The organism is Ornithobacterium rhinotracheale DSM 15997 (genome assembly GCF_000265465.1).
Classification (GTDB): domain Bacteria; phylum Bacteroidota; class Bacteroidia; order Flavobacteriales; family Weeksellaceae; genus Ornithobacterium; species Ornithobacterium rhinotracheale.
Genome location: NC_018016.1, coordinates 830,248 through 856,442 on the forward strand (window position 1 = coordinate 830,248; position 26,195 = coordinate 856,442).

Here is a 26,195-nt window from a genome sequence, read left to right on the forward strand (position 1 = left end):
TAGTAATTTTTATTTAATCTAAATTGTTTTTCGTGATAGAAAATTACATCAAAACGGGTTTTAGGTTAAATTTTGTGGCGATTCCATAGGCGCATTTCACTTCGATGATGGTTTTTCGGTCTTCTCTACGCACTGATTTTATAGCGTCATTAGGCAAAATTTCAAACAATCCATTCAGCACAACTTTCACTACCGAAGGCGTTGCAGGCGTTCCATACCATTTGCGTGAATAAATGCTTACTTCTTTTCGCTTGCCGTTGATTATTGGCGTATCATCTTTGCCTTGAAAAAAGCCCAAATCGGGATTGGTAATCGCAAATTGATAATCATTGCCTTTTTTCTCGTACAAAATCAGGCTTGGCTTATTGATACTTTCCACCAGCGGATTATATAATTTTTTATTAGCTTTAAAGACCACCAATCCACACATATTAAGTGGGAGATAATCGACAATGTGCGCTATGGAATCTTGCTGCAAGACTTTGTACAAAGCACCACTCTGGATACGATTTTGCACCTCAGCTAAGGCTTTGTCGTCCGTATCTATGAGCATGGCATACTCATATTTTTGATTTTTTGGCGATTTTTTATGATTAAAAGTCAACGTTTCGAATACACCTTGAGTATCTTTTTGATCCTTTTGGTCTCGTGATTTTTGTAGACCACGATACAATTCAACCTGTCCCACCTTGGGGAAAACATATCCGATTTTGCGAGAATCCAACACTCTCATGTATTTAGTAAATTGTGGTCTGTTGACCGAAAGCGACTTGCCATTTAACCTTAAAGCATTTTTGCTTTCAACAGTCTTTTCACCCAAATAGTTCTGAAAAACCGTAGTTCTAGTTTCTACATCGCTACGATTATTCTCGATATCCGAGCCCAAACACACCACCAAATCATCGAACATGAACCATGATTTATTGGCTCTAAAACTTCCCATATCGTATTTATCGTGCCCGTGCAATTGCATGGCATACACACCTTGTCCGTTCAAATTGGTGCCGCCCGCAAACACTTCATCGGTCAAGAGCATTTCTTCCACACCGCTGTAATTATCGGCATTGATGATATTTGCTCTCATCGCATCGATTGGGAGATGCAAAGTTGTGGTGCCTGGAATCAAACTCCAATCCCAGCCTTTATCTTCAAAATTGTTTTTGGGTGCATTTTTATCGTTTTCGTCATATAAAACTTGGAAATTTCCGTAAGTCAAAAATCGGCCGAAAACATTTTGCCCAGGGTAACTCTCATGCGACACAAAATAACGATTGTGCCCACGCAACGCCACGAGCCAATCTTTGCGGCGATGCAAATCGAGCAAACCATAATTAATATTCCAATGCCCTGTCGGGTATTTAGCTTTAATGTTTTTAGTCTTAAAATATTGCGACCATTTGTCTTTATTTTTGTTCAAAATCAGCATATAGGCAGACGCGAGTTCTGCATCTTCATCCACAGTGGGCGAGGAAAGCGCAGTCCATAAAAATGGCTTGGGAGATAGTTTAAAATTCCCCGTCGGGTGACGCCCCGCCACGCTGAGCGGCCAATGTCTTGGATTGGCATAAGCGTGCGCCGTGAGCAGTACTTTTTTAAAGCTGTTGTATGCTGCCGTACTTACTTGAAAATCGGTTTTGGACAAGGCGTAAACGGTTTCCGAAAGCCCTCTGAATCCACCCACGCCATAGGCAGGGTACAAAGTCCCGTGATGCACCACCGCTCCGTCTGGTTTAAATGTTCCGCGAATGCTATAAGTAGGCATCATATTTTCTGAAAGCCACCAAGAAAATTGCTTTAATTCTTGTGCTATTTTTCCTTTATTATCATCGGTGAGAATAGTGCAAAGCATTCCGCGTAGTAGCGTGTTGAACACATCGATATTGGAATGCGGCAAGTCTTTTTTGGGCGTATAAATTCTACCCAAGCCCGAAAACCAAAACATATCATCGTATGTCTGCTGCGTAAGTCCTGCGGCTTTGATTACATCGCGCATCAAGAAACAAGATTCGTAAAAGCCTTCAAAATTGTAACCTAAATGGTGCAATGCGCCCATACCACTGCCTGCTGCCCAACCTTGGTCGTGCATAAAATTCAGTAGGGTTAAAAACATACTATCCAAGATTTTTTGTTCCGTTAGATTTTGCGAAAAATCCCTTAAAATCGCAATTTTCAGCATCAGCTCAGTGAAATCTTTGATGTGCTTTTCGGGTAATTGTTCTTTTTTCAGGATTTCGCGGTCGTTCATCGAAAGCACTGGCTTCCCGCTGTAGATTCCGTTTTTTTCTTGAATTCCCCAATCATTAAATTCTTTTTGAACTTCGGCAAAGGACACTTTGTTTTTTTCGACATCAAAATCATCTAAAATCTGTTTTTTGAGTCTTTTGGCAATCGTAGTGATTCCGTTTTGTTGGCTTATAGTGACTGATTTGGTTTCTGCTAATTTTTTGGGCTGATGCGCAAAATTGTACAAAGCCACCCAGTGTGCATTCGCCGATTTTTCCACGCCTTTGTTTACAAAAGGCAACTGCTCATCTTGCATAGGCGAGCGTGGATTTACTTCGTTTACCAAGCGCACATCGTTTAGATAAAAAATACCATTTTTGGCGTTTTTTGGTTTTAAAAATTCAATGAAGTTTATCTTTTTGGGATTTCCCACCACTTGCATATCTCGGTGAAACATTACCCATGCAGTGCGCCAACCTTTGAAATTTAACCCAAAAGGAAAAATGAAATAATTGCTGGCATCTTGCGAAACTTTTACCATTAATTTCTCGTTTTGTGGCGTGGTATTGTACAACCAAAAAACAAGGGTAGCGCGTGGATTTTCCACTTTTGTAGATGCTAAATTAAATAGCTTAAAATCGGCATTTTTAGACCAATCCCATTCCGCGGATTGAGAAATGGTTTTCGATGGATTTTCTACCAATTTCACCATAGACTTTTCCGCTTTTAGGACTAAACCATCGCTATTGGCAGGTATATTTATAACATTTTTTTGAGCTAAAAGCGGAAAGCACATAAGTGCTTGAAAAAAAATAATGAGCTTTTTCATTGAATTAAAAAAAGAGTTACCCCACCAAGAAATAGGCTAACTCTTAGTTAGTTAATTATTTAAAATCTTGAGTTACTGTTTTGCCTAAGTAATGACCTTGTGGCAAGTCTACGGTAACGGATTGCGGTTTACAGGATTTTCCCGCCGCGAAATCTACTTTTACATTTTTGAGTTGGTGGCTAGGATCTGCTACACTTATTTTTTTATCCTTCGCATTAATCATCACCACGCATGGCTGATCTACTTTCACACTCCAGTCTTTAGCCTTCAATTCGCCTGGCTCATAGAATATTACTTGCAAAACTTTAAGTGCTTTATTTTCTACGGCTTGCATTTTCCCATTGTTGGCTAAAATGTTGATTTCTTTTCTAATCTTGCCATCATCAGCTAGAGCGTTTTCGTCTACACCTGGCACCACGATGTAATCATAATTTGCATTTTTAGGTGATTTTCCGTGATCTAGCCAAATTTTGAACACCTTACCAGAGACTGGTTTTTCTTTTTCCTTAGAACGGTTGATCGCGCCCCACTCTCCTTTTTGCAATTTATTGCTAATGTTTAATTCTGTATTAGGCTCAAGCAGATACAAAACATTTCGGTGCCAGATTCCATTGGCTTTGATTTTTGCAAAGCCTGGCTCAAATTTTCTCACACGGTTGCCTGCAGAAATATATACATCTCCTTTGCTCCAAGTTTGATTTAAAGTAGTAGTAATGTTCTCTGGCGCCTCGCTATTAATGTCTGCTCCTAGACAAACAATGGCTTTATCAAAAAAGAAATATCCCTTTTTAGCCAGCACATCATCGTAATTTTGGGTATAAACAGCCGCTCCATATAGCCCGTCTGAAACGCCTCCCACGAAATCCGTGGTTCCATCGATTCCCCATTCTTTCTTTTTAGGAATTTCCAAATCCTCGGCATAATCACGACTTGTAACGCCTGGCACTTTATCCCATTCCCAAGCAGGGAAAATATTGAAATACTCATCGCCCTCGACTTGAATATCGGTAGAACCATCTGATAAAGTTCCTGCCAATAAGTTTTCGTTGTTTCCACGCTCGGTGCGCTTGGTGCGTGTTGAATTGGTTCTTACATTAAATGAATATTCTGGACGAATGTGCAAAACATAATCTGCTTTCCAGAAGTTTACATTTTGAGGCGTAATGCCATAAGAGGCTGGCTCTTTTTCTGATATTCTTTTTCTAAAATCGGCTAATTGCTTTTGGTATTTTTCGCCTGCCACCAATTCCACATAACCTAGAAAACTCTCATCAAAACTTGCTCTATCTAGTTTTTCTTTATCTAAAGCATTTGGTCTTGAAATTCTTCTTCCTTCGGTGTTAAAATCAATATAGCGACCACGAACAGATGGCACATAAGTCCCAAAGAAATATTTATTTAAAATTTCTGACTTTTCTGGCGAAAGTGCAAATGGCGTGTTTACCAACCACGAAGCTACCATGTAAGTCCCCGAAAGGAAAACTTGCCCATAGCTTGAAATGTGCAATTGTGGCCCATGTTGCTGATAAGAATAATCATACTGAATCCCCTCTTCATCAGTCAATCTTACAGGCTGAAACGCCTCATCTGCTGCAAATTTCATTAACTGTGCATCTTGAGTAGCCGCAGCACGATAGATGTTGTGCATTGCGATATCCAATTTATTGGCACCTGTGCGCGTAGTAGGCGATGGTGCTTTCTCCATCAGGGCTACGATTTTATTTTTTAAATCTTGCGGAATTCCTTTTTTGGCTCCATCCATTACCAATAAAATTCTACCCAAAAGCTTAGGAGAATTAATATCATTATGCCACCAGTTTTTACTTTTAGGCTGCACTTCGTTCCAGTATTCCAAACCGCTAGTTATGGCTTTTAAAAGTGCGGGATTGTTATAATATTGCGACTCTGGCAAAGTGTATGCCACAGCCAAAACTTCTACATTTCGCAAATGGTCTTGTGGCGTCCAATTGACCATATCTTCGTTTTTATAATCAATATCGTCCCAGCTACCATTTGGTTTCATACTTTTGAGTAGCGCATCCACTTTGGCGGGTTTAATTTTGCCAAAGTCTTCTGCCGAAACCATTTTTGCGATTCTCTCCTGAATGATTTTAAAATCATTTTTTTGCTGTGCTCGCAGGTTCACCACCACCCCAAGCAAGACAAACAGCAAGGTTCTAAAAAAACATTTGTTCATAAAAAAACTATTTTTCAATTACTTTAATCAGTGTACTAAGGTACACAAATAAAAATGTAAGCCGATGCCTTTAACGATTATTTATTACATTTTAATAACAAAAAAACACAGACAAATGACATTTATCTGTGTTTTTAATCTTAAAAAAAAAGAATTCGAAGGCTTTTAACGCTGAACGCTTACTTTAAGCGGAGAGTCGATTCTTTGCTCAAAACCCTTTAAATAATCAATCCAAGCTTGCTGATTAGGCATATTGGCTTTTGTCCACCCAGCACCGAAGTAGTAAGTAAACACTTTGTTTGGCTTGTATTCGTTTTCTGCCACCACATGCCCATAGGCTTTAATCTTTTTAGCCTTGCTCGCTGAGAAATAAATTTTCTTGAAAACTTTTACCTTTTTAGGGAAAACTGCTCCAAGGAAAATTTCACCATTGGATTTATCTGCCGTGTTGGTAGGGTCGGTGTAGCTTAAAATTCTCATCCCTTTGTTGGCATAAATGCGCTGTGGAGAATCATGCATTACAAATCCTGTAGCGATTGGTGCTTCTTTTTTCAGTCCCTTGTAAAGGATTTCAGATTTGTTTAAATTAGATCCTACATCTAGCGAAATTAAGCGTTGTTCTACAACTTCTTGCCCTTCGTAATTTTCTGGATTAAAGGTAAGTTTCACCGTGAAACGCAACGGACCGTTGTCCAAAATTTCATATTCTTTGTAGCAATAAGGATACACAATGCTATCGCCCACCATAAGTGCCGTAACGCCCGCACCCAAGGTAGGTCCCACACTATAGCAATCTAAACCATGCCCTCGATCGTAATGATACGAAATTGAACGCCACAATCTTAAAGACTCTTCTGGGTTGGTTTTCTTTAAATCTCTTGATCGCTGTCTAGTAACATGATCGAGCTCCTTAGCATACAAAGTATCCAAAACTGGGAATTCTGTTCCACGCTTGATGAATAAATCGTATCCAAATGATTTTTCGCCCGTTTTCTGCAAGGCAGGACCATAGGCTCTGAAGCCCATTAAATCATTTTCCCAAGCCATATCGTCCAATCGCTCAGGATATTGTCTACCTTGTGCCATGTTAGGGAACTTTTCTGGCGTTCCTTTGGCTAAAGTATATTTACTCACGCCGTAGCCTGGCACATTTGCCAAGAAAATCAATTTGTTGTCGTAAGTTTTTTGGAAACTCAAAGCTTTCCCCTGCGCATCAGTCAATACGATTTCTTCTGGATTTCTAAGCGTTTTTGGAATTTTCTTCATTGGCACCTCCACGATTTCGCGGTTGCGACTTTGGGGCAAATCATTGCTCACGGCGATTTGCACTTTGCTCGTTTGGCAACTGAATAAAGCACTCCCCGCTAGCATTAAAACTAATATTTTTTTCATGATAATTTTATATGTTAGATTTAAAACTAAAATTTTCAATATTTAAAGCTACAAAAAAACGCCAAAAAAGGCGTTTTTTCTACATTTAATTGTATCAAATGAATTAAGCTCTTGCTTCTTTGATGTATTGTAGTGTGTTTCTACAAATTTCGCTGATTTCGCTCCATTGCTCGTTTGCGATTTTGTCTTTAGGGAATAATTTAGATCCCATACCCACACTTTTCACACCTGCTGAAAACCATTTTTTCATGCTTTCTTGTGTAGGTTCTACCCCACCAGTTACCATGATTTGGCTCCAAGGAAGTGGCGCCAACAATGATTTTACGAAATTAGCACCTACTACATCGCCAGGGAACACTTTGCAAACATCGCACCCTAATTCTTGCGCTAAACCTACCTCAGACACGGTGCTACATCCTGGGATATAAGGAACCAAGCGGCGGTTGCACACTTTTGGGATTTCTGGGTTTAAAAGCGGACCTACGATGAAGTCTGCCCCCAACTGAAGGTATAAAGCAGCTGTAGGAACATCTACGATAGAACCAATCCCAATGGCTAATTCTGGACATTCTTTACGAACGAATTTCACTGCTTCTGCAAATGTTTCGTGTGCGAAATCTCCACGGTTGGTAAACTCAAACGCGCGAACGCCACCATCGTAACATGCTTTGATTACTTTTTTTGCCACTTCTACATCTGTGTGGTAAAATACAGGAATCATTCCTGTTTCTGCTACCTTAGTTAAGGTTTGTATTTTGCTAAACTTTGCCATAATTTTTTTTCAAAGGTAAGGATTTTTTCATTTCTAAATACAAACGGAAGTGTTTTTTGTACGCTTATTTTTGTCATGCTTTTAAAAATATCGATTTTGGCACATTTTAGCATTCGGTATTTTTTTGTACATTTACTTTTTAGAAACACAAGATTTTAGCATGAAAAATTTATATTATTTCCTATTTATTTTATTTGGATTTTTAAGTGTTTTTGCCCAGAAAAGAGACACTCGCACTTTTCAGCAAATTGGCGATTCTATCGTGCGCGAGGCGGATTTGCTCTATCGTTATGACCGAGCTTTCTTTAGAACCAACGATAGCATTAATTATCTAAGATCTTTGCGAAAAAACGCTGGCGAAATTCTATGCTACCAGCGTAACGACTCCATTATTGCCTTGATTACAGATGCCAAGATTCCTAACAAAGTTTTGGCGAGTTTTGATTTTGCTTATGCCGAAGATGCTCCCAACATCAATCTGCACGAAAGATACATGAACGCCGAGGAAAGTAACTTTCTGGACATGAAACATAAAATAATGGCTCAAGTGCAAAATAACTACGACATTGCCCAAATGGAAAAAGGGCAATATTACAACCCGGTTTTTATTCCGTTTAAAGAAAAAATCAAAGGCGTACCGATGCAATTGTATAAATTGTATTTGCTTACCGAAAATCAAGAGAGAAACCACATTCCGTTTGGGCAAGATTATTTGTTTTATGCCAATCCTGAGGGCAAAGTGATTTACAACCTTCAGTTTAACACCTTCAATCCCGTGCCCGTAACGCAGGAAATCGTGGACAAATCGTTGGTGGCACTCGCCTACCCAGAACGGGAACCTTATTTGCTGCCCACAGATGTGATGTTGTTTAAAAAATATGGAAGGTTTTTTAAATTAAATACTTTAAAGGTAAAATCCACCGCCTACGATGTTTGGTTTGTGTACACAGACGACCGTAGCACGGTAGATGTAGTGATGGAATAAAACGACTGGTCTTAAAAAAACAACAGCTCGGAAAATAATTTTTCGTGAATGCGCCCCACATTCTCATATTTGTTTCATAATTTTAAAACATAATTCATATGAGAACATTTGTAAAACATTTTGCGATTGCCACTATCTTATTAATTGGCTTTGTACTTTTTTCCATTATTTCTCAGGGAGTTTCTCTAACACATATCACTGTAGGCTATCTTGTACAGATAATTTTATATTCAGCAGTTTACTGCTATTCGCTTTATTTCTTAAATACTTATCTTCATCATCGAGCAAGATTGTTGTTGAAAAAAACAGAGATAAAGAGTTCTTTATTCTGGTTCTATTATTTAATATTTATTATTGCTGTAAACTCCTTTGCTGTTTACCTAATTGCTCAAATATTAAGCGGAAGCACCCATGATTATTCTAGAATTTTAGCCATATCACTCATTATAGGCTTTTTATTCTATTCCTATTACTACATCTTTAATTTTTTTCAAAAAAAGAATAAAGAGCAGGAGCTTTCCATTGCTAAAATTAGCCGTTCAGAAAGTGCGGCAAAAAGCCAAATCGGTGCTCATTTTCTTTTTAATTCTCTGAACATTTTAAACGGACTCATCGACGAAAACCCTAAAAAAGCGCAAAATTTCATAACAGATATGGCGGAAGTTTACCGCTATATTCTAGACGAGTCTGAAAAAAACTGGACTCAATTGAAAGATGAAATTAAGTTTGCCGAAAAGTATTTAAATTTAATCCAAATCCGATTTGAGGATTCCTTGGAGATTTACATCGAACCAGAAATTGCAGACTCTGAGCTGTACTTGGCTCCACTCACGCTGCAATTGTTGTTAGAAAACATTATAAAACACAATGCATTAAGCCGTGAAAAGAAATTGAAAATAGAAATTTATCAAGAAAATGATTTTTTAGTAGTGAAAAATAATTTAAACCCAAAATCTATTTTGCAAAAACGAAAAGGAAAGGGCTTACAAAACATCATAAATCAATACACAAGCGTAGACAAAAAAGTAATCGTGCAAGAAAGTGCAACGCATTTCACAGTAAAAATTCCTTTATTAAAAACAATCTGAGCATGAATGCCATAATTATAGAAGACGAAGCGGTGGCGGCACGCCATTTAAAGAGTTTAGCCGAAAAACAAGGAGCGCACATTTTGTGCTCCTTGCAATCGGTGAAGGAATCCATTGAGTGGCTGAAAACACACTCATCGCCAGAACTTATATTTCTAGATGTTCAGCTGGGAGATGGGCTTAGTTTTGAAATCTTTGAGCACATTCAGCCACAAAGTGTCATTATCTTCACAACGGCTTATAGCGAATACGCTCTTAGGGCGTTTAAACTAAATAGCATTGATTATTTGCTAAAGCCCATTAACGAAACAGAGCTAGCCAACGCGCTTGCCAAATATCGCCAGCAGAAACAAAAAGAGTTTTTTGATTTCAACACTATTCAGGCGTTTTTTAATCAGTATAGTAACAATTACAAAGAACGCTTTCTTGTACAAATTGGTCAAGAACTTAAAAGTTTTTTGACGGAAGAAATTTCTATGTTTTACAGCGAAGAAAAAACGACTTTTCTGGTCTACAAAAACAGAGAATACCCGATTGATTTTTCGCTTTCTGAATTGGAAAAATCACTCAACCCACAATTATTTTTCAGAGTCAGCAGACAAGCCATTGTGCACCGCGCATTTATCGAAAACATATACAGCTACTCTGGCAATAGATTAAGGCTTAAAATAAAACACGCCCAAGGCGATTGGATCGTGAGCCGAGAGCGTGTTTTGGATTTTAAAAATTGGCTTGCTTAAAAAACCGATTTCAGCCTATTTTTAAGTTCAAAAACTTTATTTTCAAAATTGCCATTCACAGGGATTTCGATGGTGATTTTGTCATCAGCCACATACCCAAGCGTATTCACTCCGTTTTGCAATTGTACGCGATAAACACCTTCCTTGGCAGACGGGCGGAACACGGCAAAAGCATCGGTTTTCCCTTTTTGGATTAAAACAAACGATTTCCCGCCAATTCCGATTTTATTTAATTCAGCTTTCCCGTCGGTGAAGACTGGAGTTTGGCTAGGATTCACTCGAATTTGCTTTACACTGCTCTCGCCTTTGGCTTTTTTATCCTCTGGCAACAGATCGTTGTAGGGGCTTTTTTCCACTTTTTTGGTTATAATTACAGCCTCCTCTGCCACATTGCTATAATTTTGATTAGGATTCGGTGCAGGCGTAGGCACACCAGCCAAGGCTTTGTCCATGGCATCTCTCAGCCCTTCCGAAAAATCTTTGATACTGGAAGACGCTTTATACTCTGCCACCACATTTTTATTACAATCGGTGAAGATTACCTTTATCTTATTGGTAAAAAGATTCCCTACATTTTCTGCATCAGCCATCAAGACTTTGCAAGGATTTTGTCTGAGCTCTATCGGCCACTCAAGCGGATCTGTCCATAGCGTTTTGTAGCCTAACTTTTTAAGTTTCCAGTTTAAAAATGTGTTTAATTGATATTGATTTTGATTAAAATCACTAAATTTTTTTGGCACATATACATACTCATAATCAGCGATGCTTTGTGCCCGTCCCATCCACATAAACAGTGCAAAAACTAGAATAGAAAACTTTTTCATTTTGAATTATTTTGTTTCAAAGATACAGAAAAAGAAATTAATTTTTAAATTCGTGGCATGTTAAACAGCATAGGACATATTTTTAAGCTCACCACCTTTGGCGAAAGTCATGGTGCGGGCATTGGAGGAGTAATCGATGGGTGCCCCGCCAATGTGCCCCTAGATTTAGGAAAGATTCAAGAAGAGCTCAATCGTAGAAAACCAGGACAATCTAAAATAGTAACTCAACGCAAAGAACCCGACGAAGTGGAGTTTCTAAGTGGTATTTTTGAAGGCAAAACCACGGGAACCCCCATCGGTTTTTTAATTAGAAACACGAATCAAAAGACTAAAGATTATGGGCACAATCAAGATGTGTATCGCCCATCGCACGCCGATTTTACTTATGATAAAAAATACGGCATTCGCGACCACCGCGGGGGCGGACGCTCATCGGCTCGCGAAACTGCCAATTGGGTGGTAGCGGGAGCTGTTGCCAAACAACTTTTGCCCGAGATGCAGATCCAAGCCTATGTATCATCGGTGGGCGAAATTGCTTTAAACAAAGATTATCAATCGCTGAACTTAGCTCAAACGGAAAGCAATATCGTGCGTTGCCCAGACGCTGAAATTGCCGAACAAATGATTGAAAAAATTCAAGAAGTGCGCAAAGCAGGCGACACGATTGGCGGCACCGTTTCGTGCGTGATAAAGAATGTACCGATAGGATTAGGCGAACCTGTTTTCGATAAATTGCACGCACGACTAGGGCATGCCATGCTAAGCATTAATGCCGTGAAAGGCTTTGAATATGGGAGCGGTTTTGGCGCAAGCAAAATGCTTGGCTCGGAACACAACGATCTTTTTACGCCAGATGGGAAAACAAAAACTAATTTTTCTGGTGGCATTCAAGGCGGAATTTCCAACGGAATGGATATTTACTTTAATGTAGCGTTTAAGCCCGTAGCAACTTTAATCCAAACACAACCAACTATAAATTCCAAAGGCGAAGAAGTGCTAATGATGGGCAAAGGACGCCACGATCCTTGCGTAGTGCCACGTGCCGTGCCAATTGTAGAAGCACTTGCTGCGATAGTGATGCTCGATTCTGTCTTATTAAACAAAACCAGAACTTTATAAAAATTCATTTTTAAATTTGAATATCTTTGCGACATGAGTTATAAACACTTTTTTGCATTCCTACTCATTTTAGGGTTGGGAAGTTTTGGTGCACCCGCATGGGGACAAATTTTGGAAGACCCTGTGAGTGCAGGTGCCGAGGGAGAGCAATGGCGACGCCCCAGTGCAATGGATAATGGATTTTCCGTGCCCGATTCCATGGGAATGGAGCAAAAAGACCGTCCGTCGGATTCCTTAAAAGTTTTTATTCCAACGATTAAAGATTATGTCTTTTGGCAAATCAATGCCCCCAAACAAGTGATGGACACAGCTCTGAGCATTCAAAGTTATTACAAACAAAACATCTATAATCGGGATTTATTTGGCTACCAAGTAGGTTCCAATTTAGGTTTAGCCCTTAATCCGCTGGTGTATGATATAGACCAGCCCAACCAAGGCATTCTGCCCGCGGGAAAAAGACACCTCTACATAAGACCAGAAGATGTAGAATACTTTAATGTAAAAACACCTACCACACATTTTTCTTTTGAAAATGGATTAAAAGAAGGGCAGTTTCTGCAAACGCTTTTCACGCATAGCATCAATGCTAATTTAAACTATGCTTTGCAGTTCAATAGTTTAAACTCTAAGGGTGTTTTCCAAAGACAAAGTACAGATGATAAAAACTTCCGAGTTTCGGTAAACTACAATACGCCCAATCATCGCTACCAACTCTATACCAATGTGATGACACAAAAAATCCAAAGCGAAGAAAATGGTGGAATCACGCCAGAGAGTCTTGTGGCATTTAAGGACAATGATGATTTGTTCAGAAGCAGGGAGCGAATGTCTCCTAATTTATTTTACAGCACTTCCCGCTTTAGATCAAAAAGTTTTTACCTTAACCAAACCTACGGCTTGTTTAAACACCGAAACGCACAAGACAGCACACAATATATTTTCCCCATAAAGCTGAAACATGTTTTAAAACTTGAATCGCAAGAATACGCCTTTAAAGAAGAGCAGCCAGAGGAATATTATAAAGATTTTGCACTCGTAAATGCAAACGAAAAGGATTTCCTAGACAAAAAGAAATTTGATATATTAAAAAACTACCTTGGAGCTCAATACCAATGGAGCGAGCGACTGTGGATAGATGCAGGTGCAGTGTTTAAAAACCAAAGCTTAAAATTTGATCACCCCAATGGGCTTACAGATGAAAAATATACCAATAATCAATTTGGGATTGAAGGTTTATTGAAATTTGAACTTTCCGAGCGATTAAAATTAAACGGAAATGCCGAATTTTTGCAAGGCACCTCGTGGGGAACGGTCTATAATCTTGATGCAAATTTAAAATTCGAGCCACTTAAAAATTATGCCGTGGTGGCGGGGGCAAGAATTGGCTCAAGAAATCCTTCATTTAATCTTTTAGCCAATCAAAGTTTTTACAAAAAATTGAATTTCGACCATTTTGGTTTTAGTAATGAAAACTACCAAAGCATTTACGGTAAATTGATCTTTGCCCCACTTGATTTAGAAGTTTCGGCACAGGTTTCAAATATTTTAAATTTCACCTATTTAGACCAAGATTTAAATGTAGCACAAAGCGGAAATGCCTTAAACTACTTTTCTGTAAACGCCAAAAAACACCAAAAATTCGGAAAATTCCATATAGACGCCCAAGCGCAATACCAAATGCTGACTGCCAATGAGGACAAATTGCCTTTGCCTAAGATTTTGGCAAGAGCAGCGTTCTATTACCAAAACGATATTTTCCAGAAAAATGCGCAAGTTATGGTAGGGACATCGGCATATTATTACAGCAAATTTAAATCGCGTGCGTTTTTCCCTATCTTGAACGAATGGCAATTGCAAAACCGTGAGGACATCGGAAACTATCCTTATGTAGATGTTTTTGCTAATTTAAAAGTGCGCCAAATGCGTATCTACCTCCGTGGCGAAAACATCAGCTCGTTTGTGCTCCCTGGCAAGTATTTGTACACCCCGAAACAACCCGCCAAGGATTTCAAAATCCAAATCGGGATTAATTGGTTTTTATTCTCATAAAAAGCCTATTTTAATATTCAACAAAAAAGAAATAACTTTGCACCAAAGCAAAAATAAATTATGGTAAGAGTAAGATTTGCCCCAAGCCCGACTGGGCCACTCCACATGGGAGGCGTGAGAACGGCTTTATTCAACTATTTATTTGCCAAAAAACACAACGGCGAATTTATTTTAAGAATTGAAGATACAGACCAAAAAAGATTTGTTCCCGAAGCAGAGGAATACATTATAGAATCGCTGAAATGGACAGGGATTTTGCCTGATGAAGGGCAAGGTTTTGGTGGAAACTATGGGCCTTATCGCCAATCTGAAAGAGCAGATATTTACCAAAAATATATTCAAATCTTGCTAGATAATGGCAAGGCTTATTATGCTTTTGACACGGCAGAAGAACTTGAAAAGTTAAGAAAAGATGCCGAGCAACGCGGCGAGGCTTTTAGCTATAATCAAAAGACAAGAATGCAGCTAAACAACTCGCTCACGCTTAGCGCAGAGGAAGTGCAAAAGAACTTGGACGAAGGCAAGGAATATGTAATTCGTTTTAAAATTCCTGCCAGTCAAGAAATGCACTTTAGCGACATAATTCGTGGAAATTTGCATGTGAATACCGAGACTTTAGACGACAAAGTTTTGTTTAAATCAGACGGATTGCCGACTTATCACTTTGCTAACATTGTAGACGATCATTTGATGCTCATCACGCATGTGATCCGTGGCGAAGAGTGGTTGCCATCTATGCCGTTACACATTCTTTTGTACCAAGCCTTTGATTGGGAAGCTCCAAAATTCGCACACTTGCCTTTGATTTTAAATCCTGAGGGGAAAGGAAAATTGAGCAAACGAGATGGCGATAAATTTGGATTTCCTGTATTTCCGCTCGAATGGAAAACCGAAAAAGGAATTTCGATGGGCTATCGCGAAAACGGCTACTTGCCACAGGCTTTCGTAAACATGCTCGCACTACTGGGCTGGAACCCTGGCACCGAAGAAGAAATCTTCTCGCTAGAGGAATTATGCGAAAAATTTGATTTAAATAAAGTAAGCAAAAGTGGAGCTCGCTTTAATCCTGAAAAAGCCGTTTGGTTCAATCACCAATATTTGCAAAAAGAAAGCACCGAAAACTTGGTGAAAGCATTTCAGTCGATTTTGGCAGAGCACAATGTGGCTGCCAACGATGCGTTTGACACCAAAGTGGTGGAGCTACTAAAAGAACGCGCCAATTTTGTAAAGGATTTATGGGCGGCAGGAAGCTTCCTATACCAAGCTCCAGAAAGCTACGACGAAAAAGCACTTAAAAAAGTGTGGAAAGACGACACGGCAGAGATTTTAAACCAATTTTTAGCCCAAAACGAAAAAATTGAAAACTACAATGCAGAGGAAATTCACCATGCGGTGCAAGATTTCGTAAATACGCACGAAATCGGATTTGGCAAAATCATGATGCCACTCCGTCTTTCGCTTGTAGGGCAATTGCAAGGTCCAGATATTCCTGTGATTATGGAACTGCTGGGCAAAGACGAAGTACAAAAAAGAGTACAGAACTTTTTGCAAGCGCAAGGGTAAATAAAAGAATAGGCTGTCTAATTAGACAGCCTTGTTTTATTAAATTATTTTACTTTCTTAAATCTTGTAATTGTTGTTATATTATGATCATTAAAATTTTGATGACTAATTAGGGTAAGAAACTTATCATTCAATTCAAAAATTTTCATTTCCCCTTGGCTAGTAGATAATTTATCACCCTCTATACTGTAAGTCCCTGTTTCTGTTCCCACCTCAAAACATTCTTTAGTTTCATTTTGTCTTTTATCCCTAGAAATGGCGATATATTCCCCTTTTTTATTGAAAATAATTGTAGTTGTGCAATTTTCTTCAAAATTTTCATCGTAATCATAATTTGTGTTCCCCTCCTTAGTTGAAGAACTAAGATGAAGCATAGCCCATTCTCCATAGATTTCATTTTTTTGCACATCTGAATTTCCTCCATCATCATCTTTACTACAAGAGATAAATAAAACAGCACTTAATGCCACTAAAACTAAACTCAAAAATTTAATCTTTTTCATATCAAATAAATTTTAAAAATTGCCTACTCTATAAGGTTTTCGGCTTCCCCTTTTTTATTATTTTAATTCCCTAACTATCGCTTCCCGAAAAACACGTGTCTTTTTTAAAAAAACACACTACATTTTTCCAAAAAACACACGTGTTTTTTTTCGGGCAGTGCTCAGAGCTTTTCGTAGGTTAGATTATTCAACATTTTTTTCAAATCCTTACCTGGCGTAAAAATCACTTTTGCCCCCTTGATACTCGCCGCCGTTACTTCTTCCTCTTTAGATTTCCCCTCGCTACTGATGCTTACTCGCATACTGCCTAGCTCGCCAAGGCGCACCGCATTACCTTCCTCCAGCGAGGTTTGCATTACATCTACTAGCGCATACAGCACAGCTCGTATGTCTGCCCCGCTCACAGTGCTGATTTTCTCAATTTCTTTAGTCAATCCTGCAAGCGTTTTCTCGCCCACCAAATTTGCTGAGGCATAATATTTCTTTTCCCCTCCACCGGCAACACCTGGTTGCCCTTTCTGAATTACTTTGTACTTAATTGGCATTTTTATTTATTTTTAATTGAAATTTTTAGATACAAAATAATCCCCTAAGCAAAATTTCATGAAATTTTGCTTAGGGGATTACGCTATTACTCTCTCGCAAAAATTACTTTTGCGATGCTTATATTTTTAAGGTTTAAATTGTGTGTGTGTGTGTGTGTGTGTGTGTGTGTGTGTTTAATCATTTTCCTGAATATGACAAGTTTCCGAATGTTAATTTTCGCCAAATGTATAAAAAACTTCTTTCAAGTCCAAATTAGTTTTTATAATTAAATACATTTTGTACCTTTGAGACAAAGTATATTCATTTAAAATCAAGAAAATTTAATAGCTATGAATCAAGAAATAAGAAATCTGGAGCCCAAAGCACTTTGGAACTTTTTTGCAGACCTAAACGCGGTGCCTCGTCCTTCTAAAAAAGAAGAAAAAGTGCGCCAATTTATGAAAGACTTCGGTCAGAAATTAGGCTTAGAAACCAAAGAAGACGCCATTGGGAATGTGGTGATTAAGAAACCTGCCACCCCAGGAATGGAAGACCGCAAAACTTTGATTTTGCAATCGCACTTAGACATGGTGCACCAGAAAAACAACGATACTGTTTTTGATTTTAACAAGCAAGGCATCGAAATGGAAATCAAAGATGGTTGGGTAACTGCCAAAGGAACTACACTCGGTGCCGATAACGGACTGGGCGTAGCGGCAATTATGGCGATTTTAGACTCAAAAGACATTGCACACCCTGCAATCGAAGCTCTTTTTACCATCGACGAAGAAACTGGAATGACGGGAGCTAAAAAATTGGACGGAAGTAATTTTGAAGGAAAAATCTTACTAAACCTTGACACCGAAGAAGACAACGAAATCGGAATCGGATGTGCCGGTGGCGTAGATGTTTCGGGCGAAGGCACTTATGATTTAATCCCTACCGTTTCAGAAGAAATGTCCCTTAAAATCACGGTAAAAGGACTAAACGGTGGACACAGCGGAATGGAGATTCACAAAGGGCTAGGTAATGCCAATAAGATTTTAGCTAAATTAATCGATGCGATCTCTGATGACTACAAAATCCATTCTATCGATGGTGGTGGTTTGAGAAACGCAATCCCGAGAGAGGCTACGGCTACTTTAGTAATGCTTGATGTTTCCAAAGCAGAAAGAGAAGTGGAAGACAAGGCTTGGAAAATTAAAGAAAAACTTAGCCACATCGATCCGAATTTAACTGTGCTTATTGAAGCCGACGACAAAGAGCCAAAAGATTCTATGACGGTAGAAGATTCCAAAAAATTCATTAAAATGCTTAATGAATTGCACAATGGCGTATTCAAAATGAGCGAAGATGTTGAAGGATTGGTAGAAGCCTCAAACAATGTGGCACGCGTAATCATCAACAACGGAAAAGCCAGCGTTTACTGCCTTACTAGAAGTAGCGTAGAAGAAAGCAAAAAAGCCGTTGTGAGACAACTAACCGCTGCACTTTCAAAAGCAGGCTTAAAAGTTTCGCTTGATGGAGATTATCCAGGCTGGGCTCCTAACCCAAAATCAGAAATCTTAGCAGAACTAGTAGAACAATACAAAAAACTATTCAACGAAGAGCCAAATGTAGCCGCTTGTCATGCCGGTCTCGAATGCGGAATCATCGCAGAACACATCCCAGGGCTAGACATGGTAAGCTTTGGACCTACAATTTTAGGTGCACACTCACCAGAAGAAAAAGCAAATATCGAGAGTGTTCAAAAATTCTGGACATTCCTACTCGCAATCTTGAAAGATGCGCCAAAGAAATAGGGAGACACAACTAAAACTAATACAAAAGAGGTTTGAAAATTTTCAAACCTCTTTTTTTATTCCAGAAAATATTTTTTAACATTAAATTAAAAGAAAAATATTAACACCAAAAAAACACATATATCTGAAAATCAAACCAAATAAGGGTAAAAACTACACATTAAAAAATAATGACTTTATTCATATTTTAACAAAAAATTTTATTTCCCTCTTTTCAATATGGCAAATAAACATTAAATTAGTAACCGATATTCAAAATATTCGTTAAATCAATTTAAAATCTAAATATAGTCAATAACATATCTAAAAGTTTCAGTTATGAAAAGAATATTACAATTCATCTTTTTGATACTGATAGGGATTATCGGTATTATTTCGTGTAAAGACAATGAAGAATCTCCAAGCTTGGAGGTTCTTACTCAGAGTTTAAGTTTTCCTACTGAAGGAGGAACTAAGTCTGTAGAAGTAAAAACAAATGTAAGTGGCTGGTTCGTCTCTCTACCAAAAGGGCAAACTTGGCTGAAGGCTAAGAAAAACGGTAGTGTCGTTGAAATTACGGCAGAACGCAACCTCCAGCATGGAGAAAGATCTGCAAACATTAAAGTAAAAGCTGGCACATTGGTGAGAAATATTCAAGTACAACAATTGGGTAACGATGCTTCTATCTTAATTTCACAATCAGCAATCTCTGTTTCTGAAGAGGGGGGAGAAGTCTCATTTGAAATCACCACAAACGCAACATACGAAGTCGTTCTCCCAGAAAATATCTCATGGATTAATTCAGGAACCTCTACCGAAATCGAGCAAGGTAAAACAAAATATGTTTATCAAGTCGAAATGAACAGAAATGAAAATGGTAGAGAAGCTACCATCAAAGTCGTAGGTACAGGAAGAGCTGAAGGAATTACTAAAACTGTCCAAATTACTCAAAGAGGTTTAGCTGGCTATGAAGCTCTAGGACAAGATAACATGAAAGGGGATATTAAATTAACCGTAGTTTCAGCAAAAGCTTCTTCACAACAACCAAATGGTGGAGAAATAGAAAACAGTTTTGATGGGAATTACAATACCCTTTACCATTCAAGTTGGAACAACAACCCATCTAACTATTTCCCAATAGAACTTGAATACACATTGAAGCAACCTGTAGAACAATTAGATTATATTGTGTATCACCCTAGACAAGACAGCTACAATGGTGTTTTTAAACAAATCGAAATACTTACAAAATCTGCTGATGGACAATATGTAAAAAGATTAACCAAAGATTTTAAATTCAGTAATTCTGCTGTAAAAATTGATTTACCTTCCCCTGTAAAAAACCCAGAATCGGTTAAAATTAGAGTTTTAGCTGGATATGGAGATGGTAAAGGATTTGCTTCTTGTGCCGAAATGGAGTTTTATGCTCATGCTAAAGAAGAGTTTGACATATTAAGTGTATTTACAGACAAAACATGCTCAGAACTAAGAGCAGATGTTACAGAAGAAACCATCAACAGCATTCCTAATAGCTTTTATAAAAACATGGCTCACTACATGAAAAAAGGCACTTATCCTAGTGAATTTAGAATACAAGAGTATAAAGCCTGGGGAGATGCTAACATTATGTCTGGCAGAGATAGAAGCGAAAGATATAGCGAAATTGATGGTGTAACTGGAATTTATGCTGAGAAGGGCGAAAAACTAATCATTTTCGTAGGAGATACTCATGGAGAGACCTTAGCTCTAAAATTTGTAAATCTTGATAAACCAGGAGGAGATGGATACAACAGCAACAAAAGCGCACCTCTATCTGAAGGTAAAAATATTCTTGAAGCACCAGCTACAGGCTTAATTTATGTAATGTACAACACTCAAGACTACGAAGGAAAAGCTCCAATTAAAATTCACTTTGCAACTGGTAGAGTAAATGGATACTTCGATAGCACAAAACACAATGAAGAGGATTGGACTAGATTATTGACTGCTGCAAAATATAAATATTTTGATGTAGTAGGAGAAAAAGCACACCTGTTATTTGAAACAAATCAATACAGACAATTTTGCGGTTCTTCAAGTGCGGGAGTAAGCGTGATTAAGCAGTTTGATAAACTAGTGAGCGATGAACAAGAAATGATGGGAATGAAAAAATATAATAGAGTTCCTCACAACAGAGCTCTATTCCATGTAATGTATCATTCTTATATGTATTCTACTGCTTTTAGAACAGCATATAACACCTCTACTGTTGGTTCCTTCTTAAAACCTGATGGACTAAAAACTAATCCATGGGGACCAGCTCACGAACTTGGTCACACACACCAAGTAAGACCATTGGCAAGATGGAAAGGCACTACAGAAGTTACTGTAAATATTCCATCTCTGTACATTCAAACTAGTTGGGGTAATAAGTCTCGTATTCAAAACGAAGGCAGATATCAAGCTTGTTATACAAAATATTTCGTGAACAATTCTGGACATTTTGAAGATGGCGAGGTATTCCATAAATTAGTTCCTTTCTGGCAAATCAAATTATATATTGAAAACGCAAAAGGACAAACCGACTTCTACAAAGATTTGTATGAAAAGGCTAGAACAATGACTTTACCAGATGGCGGAGATGGAGCATATCTTGTAAACTTCCCAGTTATGGTAAGTGAAGTTTCAAATATGGACTTTACAGATTACTATGAAAGTTGGGGATATTTTAAAGAATATAGTGGAGATATTGATGACTATGGAAAAGGAACCGTAAGAGTCACTCAAGATTTAGTTACAAGAGCTAAAAACAAGATAAAATCTTTCGGGTACAACAAACCTCCTAGAGCCGTTAGATACATTTGCGATGACAACTGGACTTTATTCAAACACAATGCTTCAATCCAAAAAGGAACAGCGAGTGAAAGAATTAAAGAAAACGGTAAAATTGAAATAAAAATGGAAGGCTGGAAAAATGTAGTTGCATACGAAGTTAAAAAAGATGGAAAATTAATCTATGCTACCAATTCAAATAAATTTGAATTAAGTTCTTTCGACAAAGCAACTACCACAATCACAGCAATAGCAGCAAACGACCAAGAAGTTCAAGTTACATTCTAAATATTAACAATTTCATACTTAAAACCAAGGAGAGCATTTAGCTCTCCTTATTTTTTGATTTCGTTTAAAAAACTTTTTCTACCAATCGTGCGAGTAATCACATCTTTCTCCAATCGCAAACCACGCGCAGGCGAATACTCCCGACCATAATAAATAATTTGCAAATGCAACTTATTCCATAATTCTTTAGGAAAAAGCCTTTTAGCATCTTTTTCCGTTTGTTCCACGCTTTTGCCATTGCTCAAGCCCCAACGATACATCAATCGGTGAATATGCGTGTCCACAGGAAATGCTGGAACTCCAAAAGCCTGAGACATCACCACCGAGGCGGTCTTATGCCCTACTCCCGCCAGAGCCTCCAAATCCTCAAAATTATCAGGCACCACACCTTGATGACGCTCCATGAGTTGCTGTGCCATAAGCTGTAAATTCTTAGATTTAGTATTTGTAAGCCCAATGCCCGTAATCAATTCCTTGATGTGTTCGGGCGAAAGTTTAGCCATTTTGCTTGGCGTATCTGCCACCGCAAAAAGGTTGGGCGTTATTTCATTCACCTTTTTATCAGTTGTTTGTGCCGAAAGTGCCACCGCTACCAAAAGCGTGTACGGGTCGCTATGGTCTAGCGCAATCGGTGGATTGGGATATAATTCTTCTAAAGTACTGACAACGAAGTCAACTTTCTCTTGTTTTGTCATTTTAAATTAAAAATATTCTTTAATTTTATGGCTAAAATCCTTAGCCTTGATTCACCACAAATATATAATTTTTAAGGAAGTAGCACTAAAAAAAAGTTTCAGTGCCGCTGCCCACGCTCTTCATTTATCCCAATCTGCGGTTTCCAAAAACATCAAAAATCTGGAATCCACACTCGGCACGCCTCTCTTTTTACGCAAGGGCAATAAAATTAAACTTACTCCCAAGGCAGAAAAACTATTAAAATATGTTTTTGAAATTGAAGAAATTGAACTAAAGATAAACGATGAATTTTCAAACCAAAAAACTAAAATTACAGAATTAAAATTCGGGGCGAGCACCACGCTTGCCAATTACATCATTCCCTTTGTGTTTCAAGACTTAATAAAGTTTAAAAATATACAAAAAATCAATTTTTGCTCTGGAAACAGTAGCCAAATCGAAGCACAAGTGCTAGCCCACAAAATGGATTTTGCTTTGGTAGAAAACATAGGCAAAAACACGCAGTTGCAATACATTCCGTTTGTGGAAGATGAAATCGTTTTGGTGTGCAGAAAAACACTGAAAATCAAAGAAGAAATTAGGCTCGAACAATTGCAGAAACTTCCTTTTATTTCTCGAGAATATGGCTCGGGCACACAAAAAGTAATCGAAACTGCATTGACTAAAAAAGGCATCAAAAACCTAAATACTGTTGCCATTTACGACTCTACCGAGGGAATCAAAACTATTTTAAAAAACAGCGATTATTTCGCATTTCTCTCCATTCATGCGGTGCGAGAAGAAGTTTTAAATCAGGAATTAAAAATCATTGAAATTCAAGATTTTTCGATCAACCGAATGTTTCATTTCATTCTACGACAAGGATTTAACTCCCAATACCTAAATACTTTAATGCAAAAAATCAATCAAGCGTATTATAAAAATGCATAGGCTATCACTTTTATTCATAAAAAAGTGAAGGCTAAACGACCGAAATTTGCGCCAGATATTTAATTAAAATCATGACGCAGAAAGTTTTATTCATCGTTTTAGCCATATTAAGCCTTAGTTTTTTAAGCAGTCCGCTCGCACTTTTGGCAGGATTTATTTTTGCTTTGTTTTTTGCCAATCCGTTTGAGAAGTTTACGCAATTAGGCATCAAATACATTTTAAAAATCGCCATTGTGGGACTTGGTTTTTCGATTCACACTACCGAGCTCGAACAAGCGGGGCTAGAGGGATTGGGCTTTACCGCCATCAGCATTACTTTGATTTTAATCATGGGTTTTTATTTGGGCAAAAGATTAAAAATCGATAAAAAATTAAGTTTTTTGATTTCGTCGGGAACGGCGATTTGTGGCGGGAGTGCTATTGCTGCGGTTTCTTCGGTTATTAAGCCCAGATCGCACCAAATTTCGATTGCACTTGGTGCTGTTTTTATGCTGAACGCCCTAGCATTGTTTATTTTTCCGCCGATTGGGCACTTTCTGCACATGACGCAAGACCAATTCGGTATGTGGTGTGCCATTGCCATTCACGATACGAGCTCGGTGGTGGGTGCTGCGATGAGCTACGGAAACGAGGCTCTAAAAGTCGCTACCACCGTGAAATTGGCAAGAAGCCTTTGGATTATTCCCGTTTCGGTGTTGGCGGGCTATATTTTTAAATCAGACACGGGCAAAGGCAAGGTGCAAATCCCTTGGTTTATTGTGTTTTTTGTGCTGGCTATTTTCCTGAATTCCTATCTTGATATTCCAGAAAATTTAATCCATGCAATTACTTTTTCTTCTAAAAAATTATTGATTTTCTGTCTTTTTTTAATTGGCTCTACACTGACTATTCAACGATTGAAACAAGCGGGACACAAACCGCTAATTCTAGCGGTGAGCATCTGGATTTTCATTTCAATTTTTGCTTTAGCCATGATTGAATACCTTTAATTTAAGAAAAACCTTAATCCTAATTGCACCGAATATTTCTTCGGATTTTTGTAGTCGTTAAGGATTTCCTCATCAGTTTTCACTTGGGTGTGAATATGGCTAAAAGTTGTACGCCCAAAAACGCCAAATTCATCTGTTATTTTGTACTCAATTTCTGGTGCCACCCAGTATTCTGTGCCATTGAAATTTTGTGAATAATCATTAAACTTATTTTTTAGTAAAAAATCTGAAATTCCAATCTTAGGCGTGAAGGAAAACCTTTTCTTTAAACGAAAAGAATAGGACGCAAAAACCCCAACTGAGTGCAATCTGGCACTGGAAAAGTTGCCAAAAAACTTGCCCGTTTTGGGAGAAGTGTAGGATTTATGGTAGAGAACTCCTATGGAAAGTTTTTCCCAAAAAGGCATTTCCATCTCTGCTTCTAGCCCCCAAGAGCCCAATCCTTCGTAAGTCTTGGAAAAAGCATTTCCTCCCACAAATTGCCCATAGCCTCCTAGGGCATTTATTTTAAAAGAATTGGTAGAAAGCCAATAAAACTGTGCCTTGCAAGTAGCCCCGATCAATAATAAAAAGCTAAAACATAAAATTTTATTTCTCATTTTTCTCCACTTTTAAATCCTTTAAATTAATCACATAACTGAAATTCCCTTTTTCATTTTTCGACTCTGGAATTTCATGCCATTGGTATTTATAGGGCTTATTGTCGTGCATCTCCACAAAAGAAAATCCATCTACCGTCAGCTCTGGATTCTGATATAATCCAGAAAAATTAACCACCTCTGTACTAGGATAAACAATATTGAAATAACCTTGCTCATCGCTCAATCCTTTGGCAATCACAACACCTTCTCTAAAGGCTAACATCTTCAATTTAGCATTTGGTACCGCTTGCCCCTTAGTATCGATTAACCTCCCCTTCAGGACATGCAACTCATTGTCTCCAAATTGCTCACATGCCGAAAACGCAAACAGGAACATTAAAAGTAGAAGAATTTTATTTTTCATTTCTTAACTATTTTTAAAGACTTTCCGAAATTACAAATTTATCTGACATGATTAAAAAATTTAACGATTTTGTTTTTCGGATAAATTTGTCTTTTTTAAATTTTATTGTAAATTTGTCCTTCAATTAAATACTAAAAAACATATTTATATGGAAAATTTAAATCCAAAAACTATAGGCGAATTTGTGGCTGAAGACTTTAGAACAGCTGCGGTGTTCAAAAAATATAAAATCGATTTCTGCTGCCGTGGCGGGCGAGCTCTGCAAGAAGTCTGTGAACAAAAAAATCTGAATTATGAGCAAATTTTAGAAGATCTAGACAAGGCTAAACAGAAAAATGCAGAAGGAATTGATTTCAAAAGCTTTCCGCTCGATTTATTGGCGGATTATATCGAGAAAACACATCACCGATATGTGGAGGATAAAGTGCCTGTGCTATTACAGTTTTTAAATAAATTATGCAGTGTGCACGGTGAGCGTCATCCTGAATTGCTTGAAATTGATCAAGAGTTTAAAACAATTACCCAAGAATTGGCAGAGCATTTTGTGAAAGAGGAGCAAATTCTTTTCCCATTCGTTCGCCAAATGGTATCGGTAGAGCGTAGCGGAGATGCTATGCCAAAGGCAAACTTTGGAAGCGTGGAAAACCCTATTGCAATGATGGAACAAGAGCATGAAAATGCAGGCGAAATCATGGCTAAAATTGCAACTTTGACAGACCAATACACGCCGCCAGCCGATGCTTGCAATACTTATAAAGTAACTTTTGCTATGCTACAAGAGTTTGAAGAGGATTTGCATAAGCACATTCATTTAGAAAATAATATTCTGTTCCCTTCGGCTATTCAATTAGAGAAAAGATTAAATAGCTGATTTAGTAATGTTTGT

General features: G+C 38.0%; 21 protein-coding genes. 11 read left to right on the plus strand and 10 right to left on the minus strand.

All coding sequences use genetic code 11. From position 1 onward, the window contains the following. Positions 1–43: 43 nt before the first annotated feature. The 4 genes from ORNRH_RS03890 to ORNRH_RS03905 all read right to left on the minus strand — a co-directional run bounded on the left by ORNRH_RS03890 (position 44) and on the right by ORNRH_RS03905 (position 7,413). Complete coding sequence (locus tag ORNRH_RS03890; protein ID WP_014790604.1) at positions 44–3,052, minus strand: chondroitinase family polysaccharide lyase; 3,009 nt, start codon at positions 3,050–3,052, stop codon at positions 44–46. A gap of 55 nt (positions 3,053–3,107) precedes the next feature. Next, the gene (locus tag ORNRH_RS03895; protein WP_014790605.1) at positions 3,108–5,249 is read right to left on the minus strand and encodes a polysaccharide lyase family 8 super-sandwich domain-containing protein; all 2,142 of its coding nucleotides are present in this window, start codon (positions 5,247–5,249) and stop codon (positions 3,108–3,110) included. A 165-nt stretch (positions 5,250–5,414) separates the two neighbouring features. Then, a complete protein-coding gene (locus tag ORNRH_RS03900; protein WP_014790606.1) occupies positions 5,415–6,641 on the minus strand; it encodes a DUF4861 domain-containing protein in 1,227 nt (408 codons plus the stop codon). Between the two features lie 103 nt (positions 6,642–6,744). Beyond that, a complete protein-coding gene (locus ORNRH_RS03905; protein ID WP_014790607.1) occupies positions 6,745–7,413 on the minus strand; it encodes a bifunctional 4-hydroxy-2-oxoglutarate aldolase/2-dehydro-3-deoxy-phosphogluconate aldolase in 669 nt (222 codons plus the stop codon). Between the two features lie 160 nt (positions 7,414–7,573). Between ORNRH_RS03905 and ORNRH_RS03915 the strand changes: the two genes are divergently transcribed. The 3 genes from ORNRH_RS03915 to ORNRH_RS03925 all read left to right on the plus strand — a co-directional run bounded on the left by ORNRH_RS03915 (position 7,574) and on the right by ORNRH_RS03925 (position 10,226). Then, entirely contained in the window at positions 7,574–8,398 is an 825-nt protein-coding gene (locus tag ORNRH_RS03915; protein ID WP_014790609.1) for a hypothetical protein, read from the plus strand. Positions 8,399–8,496: 98 nt separating this feature from the next. Next, the gene (locus tag ORNRH_RS03920; RefSeq protein WP_014790610.1) at positions 8,497–9,486 is read left to right on the plus strand and encodes a sensor histidine kinase; all 990 of its coding nucleotides are present in this window, start codon (positions 8,497–8,499) and stop codon (positions 9,484–9,486) included. Between the two features lie 2 nt (positions 9,487–9,488). Beyond that, positions 9,489–10,226 carry a LytR/AlgR family response regulator transcription factor gene (locus ORNRH_RS03925; RefSeq protein ID WP_014790611.1) on the plus strand — a complete coding sequence of 246 codons (738 nt, stop codon included), beginning with the start codon at positions 9,489–9,491 and terminating at the stop codon, positions 10,224–10,226. Here ORNRH_RS03925 and ORNRH_RS03930 read toward each other — a convergent pair. Then, the gene (locus tag ORNRH_RS03930; RefSeq protein WP_014790612.1) at positions 10,223–11,050 is read right to left on the minus strand and encodes a hypothetical protein; all 828 of its coding nucleotides are present in this window, start codon (positions 11,048–11,050) and stop codon (positions 10,223–10,225) included. The genes ORNRH_RS03925 and ORNRH_RS03930 overlap by 4 nt on opposite strands. Before the next feature lie 57 nt (positions 11,051–11,107). On the opposite strand from ORNRH_RS03930, the gene aroC reads away from it, so the two are divergent. From aroC to gltX, 3 genes are read left to right on the plus strand one after another with little or no spacing between them, the layout of a single operon-like run. Beyond that, complete coding sequence (aroC, locus tag ORNRH_RS03935) at positions 11,108–12,169, plus strand: chorismate synthase (RefSeq protein WP_014790613.1); 1,062 nt, start codon at positions 11,108–11,110, stop codon at positions 12,167–12,169. Positions 12,170–12,202: 33 nt separating this feature from the next. Next, positions 12,203–14,218 (plus strand): putative porin, encoded by a 2,016-nt coding sequence (locus ORNRH_RS03940; RefSeq protein ID WP_014790614.1) that lies wholly within the window; start codon positions 12,203–12,205, stop codon positions 14,216–14,218. A gap of 60 nt (positions 14,219–14,278) precedes the next feature. Beyond that, the gene (gene gltX, locus ORNRH_RS03945; protein WP_014790615.1) at positions 14,279–15,781 is read left to right on the plus strand and encodes a glutamate--tRNA ligase; all 1,503 of its coding nucleotides are present in this window, start codon (positions 14,279–14,281) and stop codon (positions 15,779–15,781) included. Between the two features lie 44 nt (positions 15,782–15,825). On the opposite strand, the gene ORNRH_RS03950 is transcribed toward gltX, so the two are convergent. Both ORNRH_RS03950 and ORNRH_RS03955 read right to left on the minus strand, forming a co-directional pair. Next, positions 15,826–16,284, minus strand: a complete 459-nt coding sequence (locus tag ORNRH_RS03950; RefSeq protein ID WP_014790616.1) for a hypothetical protein — start codon at positions 16,282–16,284, stop codon at positions 15,826–15,828. 161 nt (positions 16,285–16,445) lie between these two features. Beyond that, complete coding sequence (locus ORNRH_RS03955; RefSeq protein ID WP_014790617.1) at positions 16,446–16,829, minus strand: HU family DNA-binding protein; 384 nt, start codon at positions 16,827–16,829, stop codon at positions 16,446–16,448. A 330-nt stretch (positions 16,830–17,159) separates the two neighbouring features. Between ORNRH_RS03955 and ORNRH_RS03960 the strand changes: the two genes are divergently transcribed. Next, positions 17,160–18,611 carry an aminoacyl-histidine dipeptidase gene (locus ORNRH_RS03960; RefSeq protein ID WP_014790618.1) on the plus strand — a complete coding sequence of 484 codons (1,452 nt, stop codon included), beginning with the start codon at positions 17,160–17,162 and terminating at the stop codon, positions 18,609–18,611. A 318-nt stretch (positions 18,612–18,929) separates the two neighbouring features. Continuing rightward, positions 18,930–21,689, plus strand: coding sequence for a M60 family metallopeptidase (locus ORNRH_RS03965; protein WP_014790619.1), 2,760 nt, complete (start codon positions 18,930–18,932; stop codon positions 21,687–21,689). A 47-nt stretch (positions 21,690–21,736) separates the two neighbouring features. Here ORNRH_RS03965 and nth read toward each other — a convergent pair whose 3' ends face one another. After that, a complete protein-coding gene (gene nth, locus ORNRH_RS03970; RefSeq protein ID WP_014790620.1) occupies positions 21,737–22,384 on the minus strand; it encodes an endonuclease III in 648 nt (215 codons plus the stop codon). Between the two features lie 46 nt (positions 22,385–22,430). Between nth and ORNRH_RS03975 the strand changes: the two genes are divergently transcribed. Continuing rightward, positions 22,431–23,315, plus strand: coding sequence for a LysR family transcriptional regulator (locus ORNRH_RS03975; protein WP_014790621.1), 885 nt, complete (start codon positions 22,431–22,433; stop codon positions 23,313–23,315). Between the two features lie 71 nt (positions 23,316–23,386). Further along, on the plus strand, positions 23,387–24,304 hold the full coding sequence (locus ORNRH_RS03980) for a YeiH family protein (protein ID WP_014790622.1): 918 nt from the start codon (positions 23,387–23,389) through the stop codon (positions 24,302–24,304). Here ORNRH_RS03980 and ORNRH_RS03985 read toward each other — a convergent pair. Together ORNRH_RS03985 and ORNRH_RS03990 are read right to left on the minus strand one after the other, a co-directional pair. After that, positions 24,301–24,903, minus strand: coding sequence for a TonB-dependent receptor (locus tag ORNRH_RS03985; RefSeq protein ID WP_014790623.1), 603 nt, complete (start codon positions 24,901–24,903; stop codon positions 24,301–24,303). The two genes, ORNRH_RS03980 and ORNRH_RS03985, sit on opposite strands and share 4 nt — an antisense overlap. Further along, the gene (locus ORNRH_RS03990; RefSeq protein WP_014790624.1) at positions 24,893–25,309 is read right to left on the minus strand and encodes a carboxypeptidase regulatory-like domain-containing protein; all 417 of its coding nucleotides are present in this window, start codon (positions 25,307–25,309) and stop codon (positions 24,893–24,895) included. Before ORNRH_RS03990 ends, ORNRH_RS03985 begins: the two co-directional genes overlap by 11 nt. Positions 25,310–25,457: 148 nt before the next feature. On the opposite strand from ORNRH_RS03990, the gene ric reads away from it, so the two are divergent. Further along, positions 25,458–26,180: an iron-sulfur cluster repair di-iron protein gene (gene ric / locus ORNRH_RS03995; RefSeq protein ID WP_014790625.1), complete on the plus strand. Its 723-nt coding sequence runs from the start codon at positions 25,458–25,460 to the stop codon at positions 26,178–26,180. The last annotated feature ends 15 nt before the right edge of the window (positions 26,181–26,195 follow it).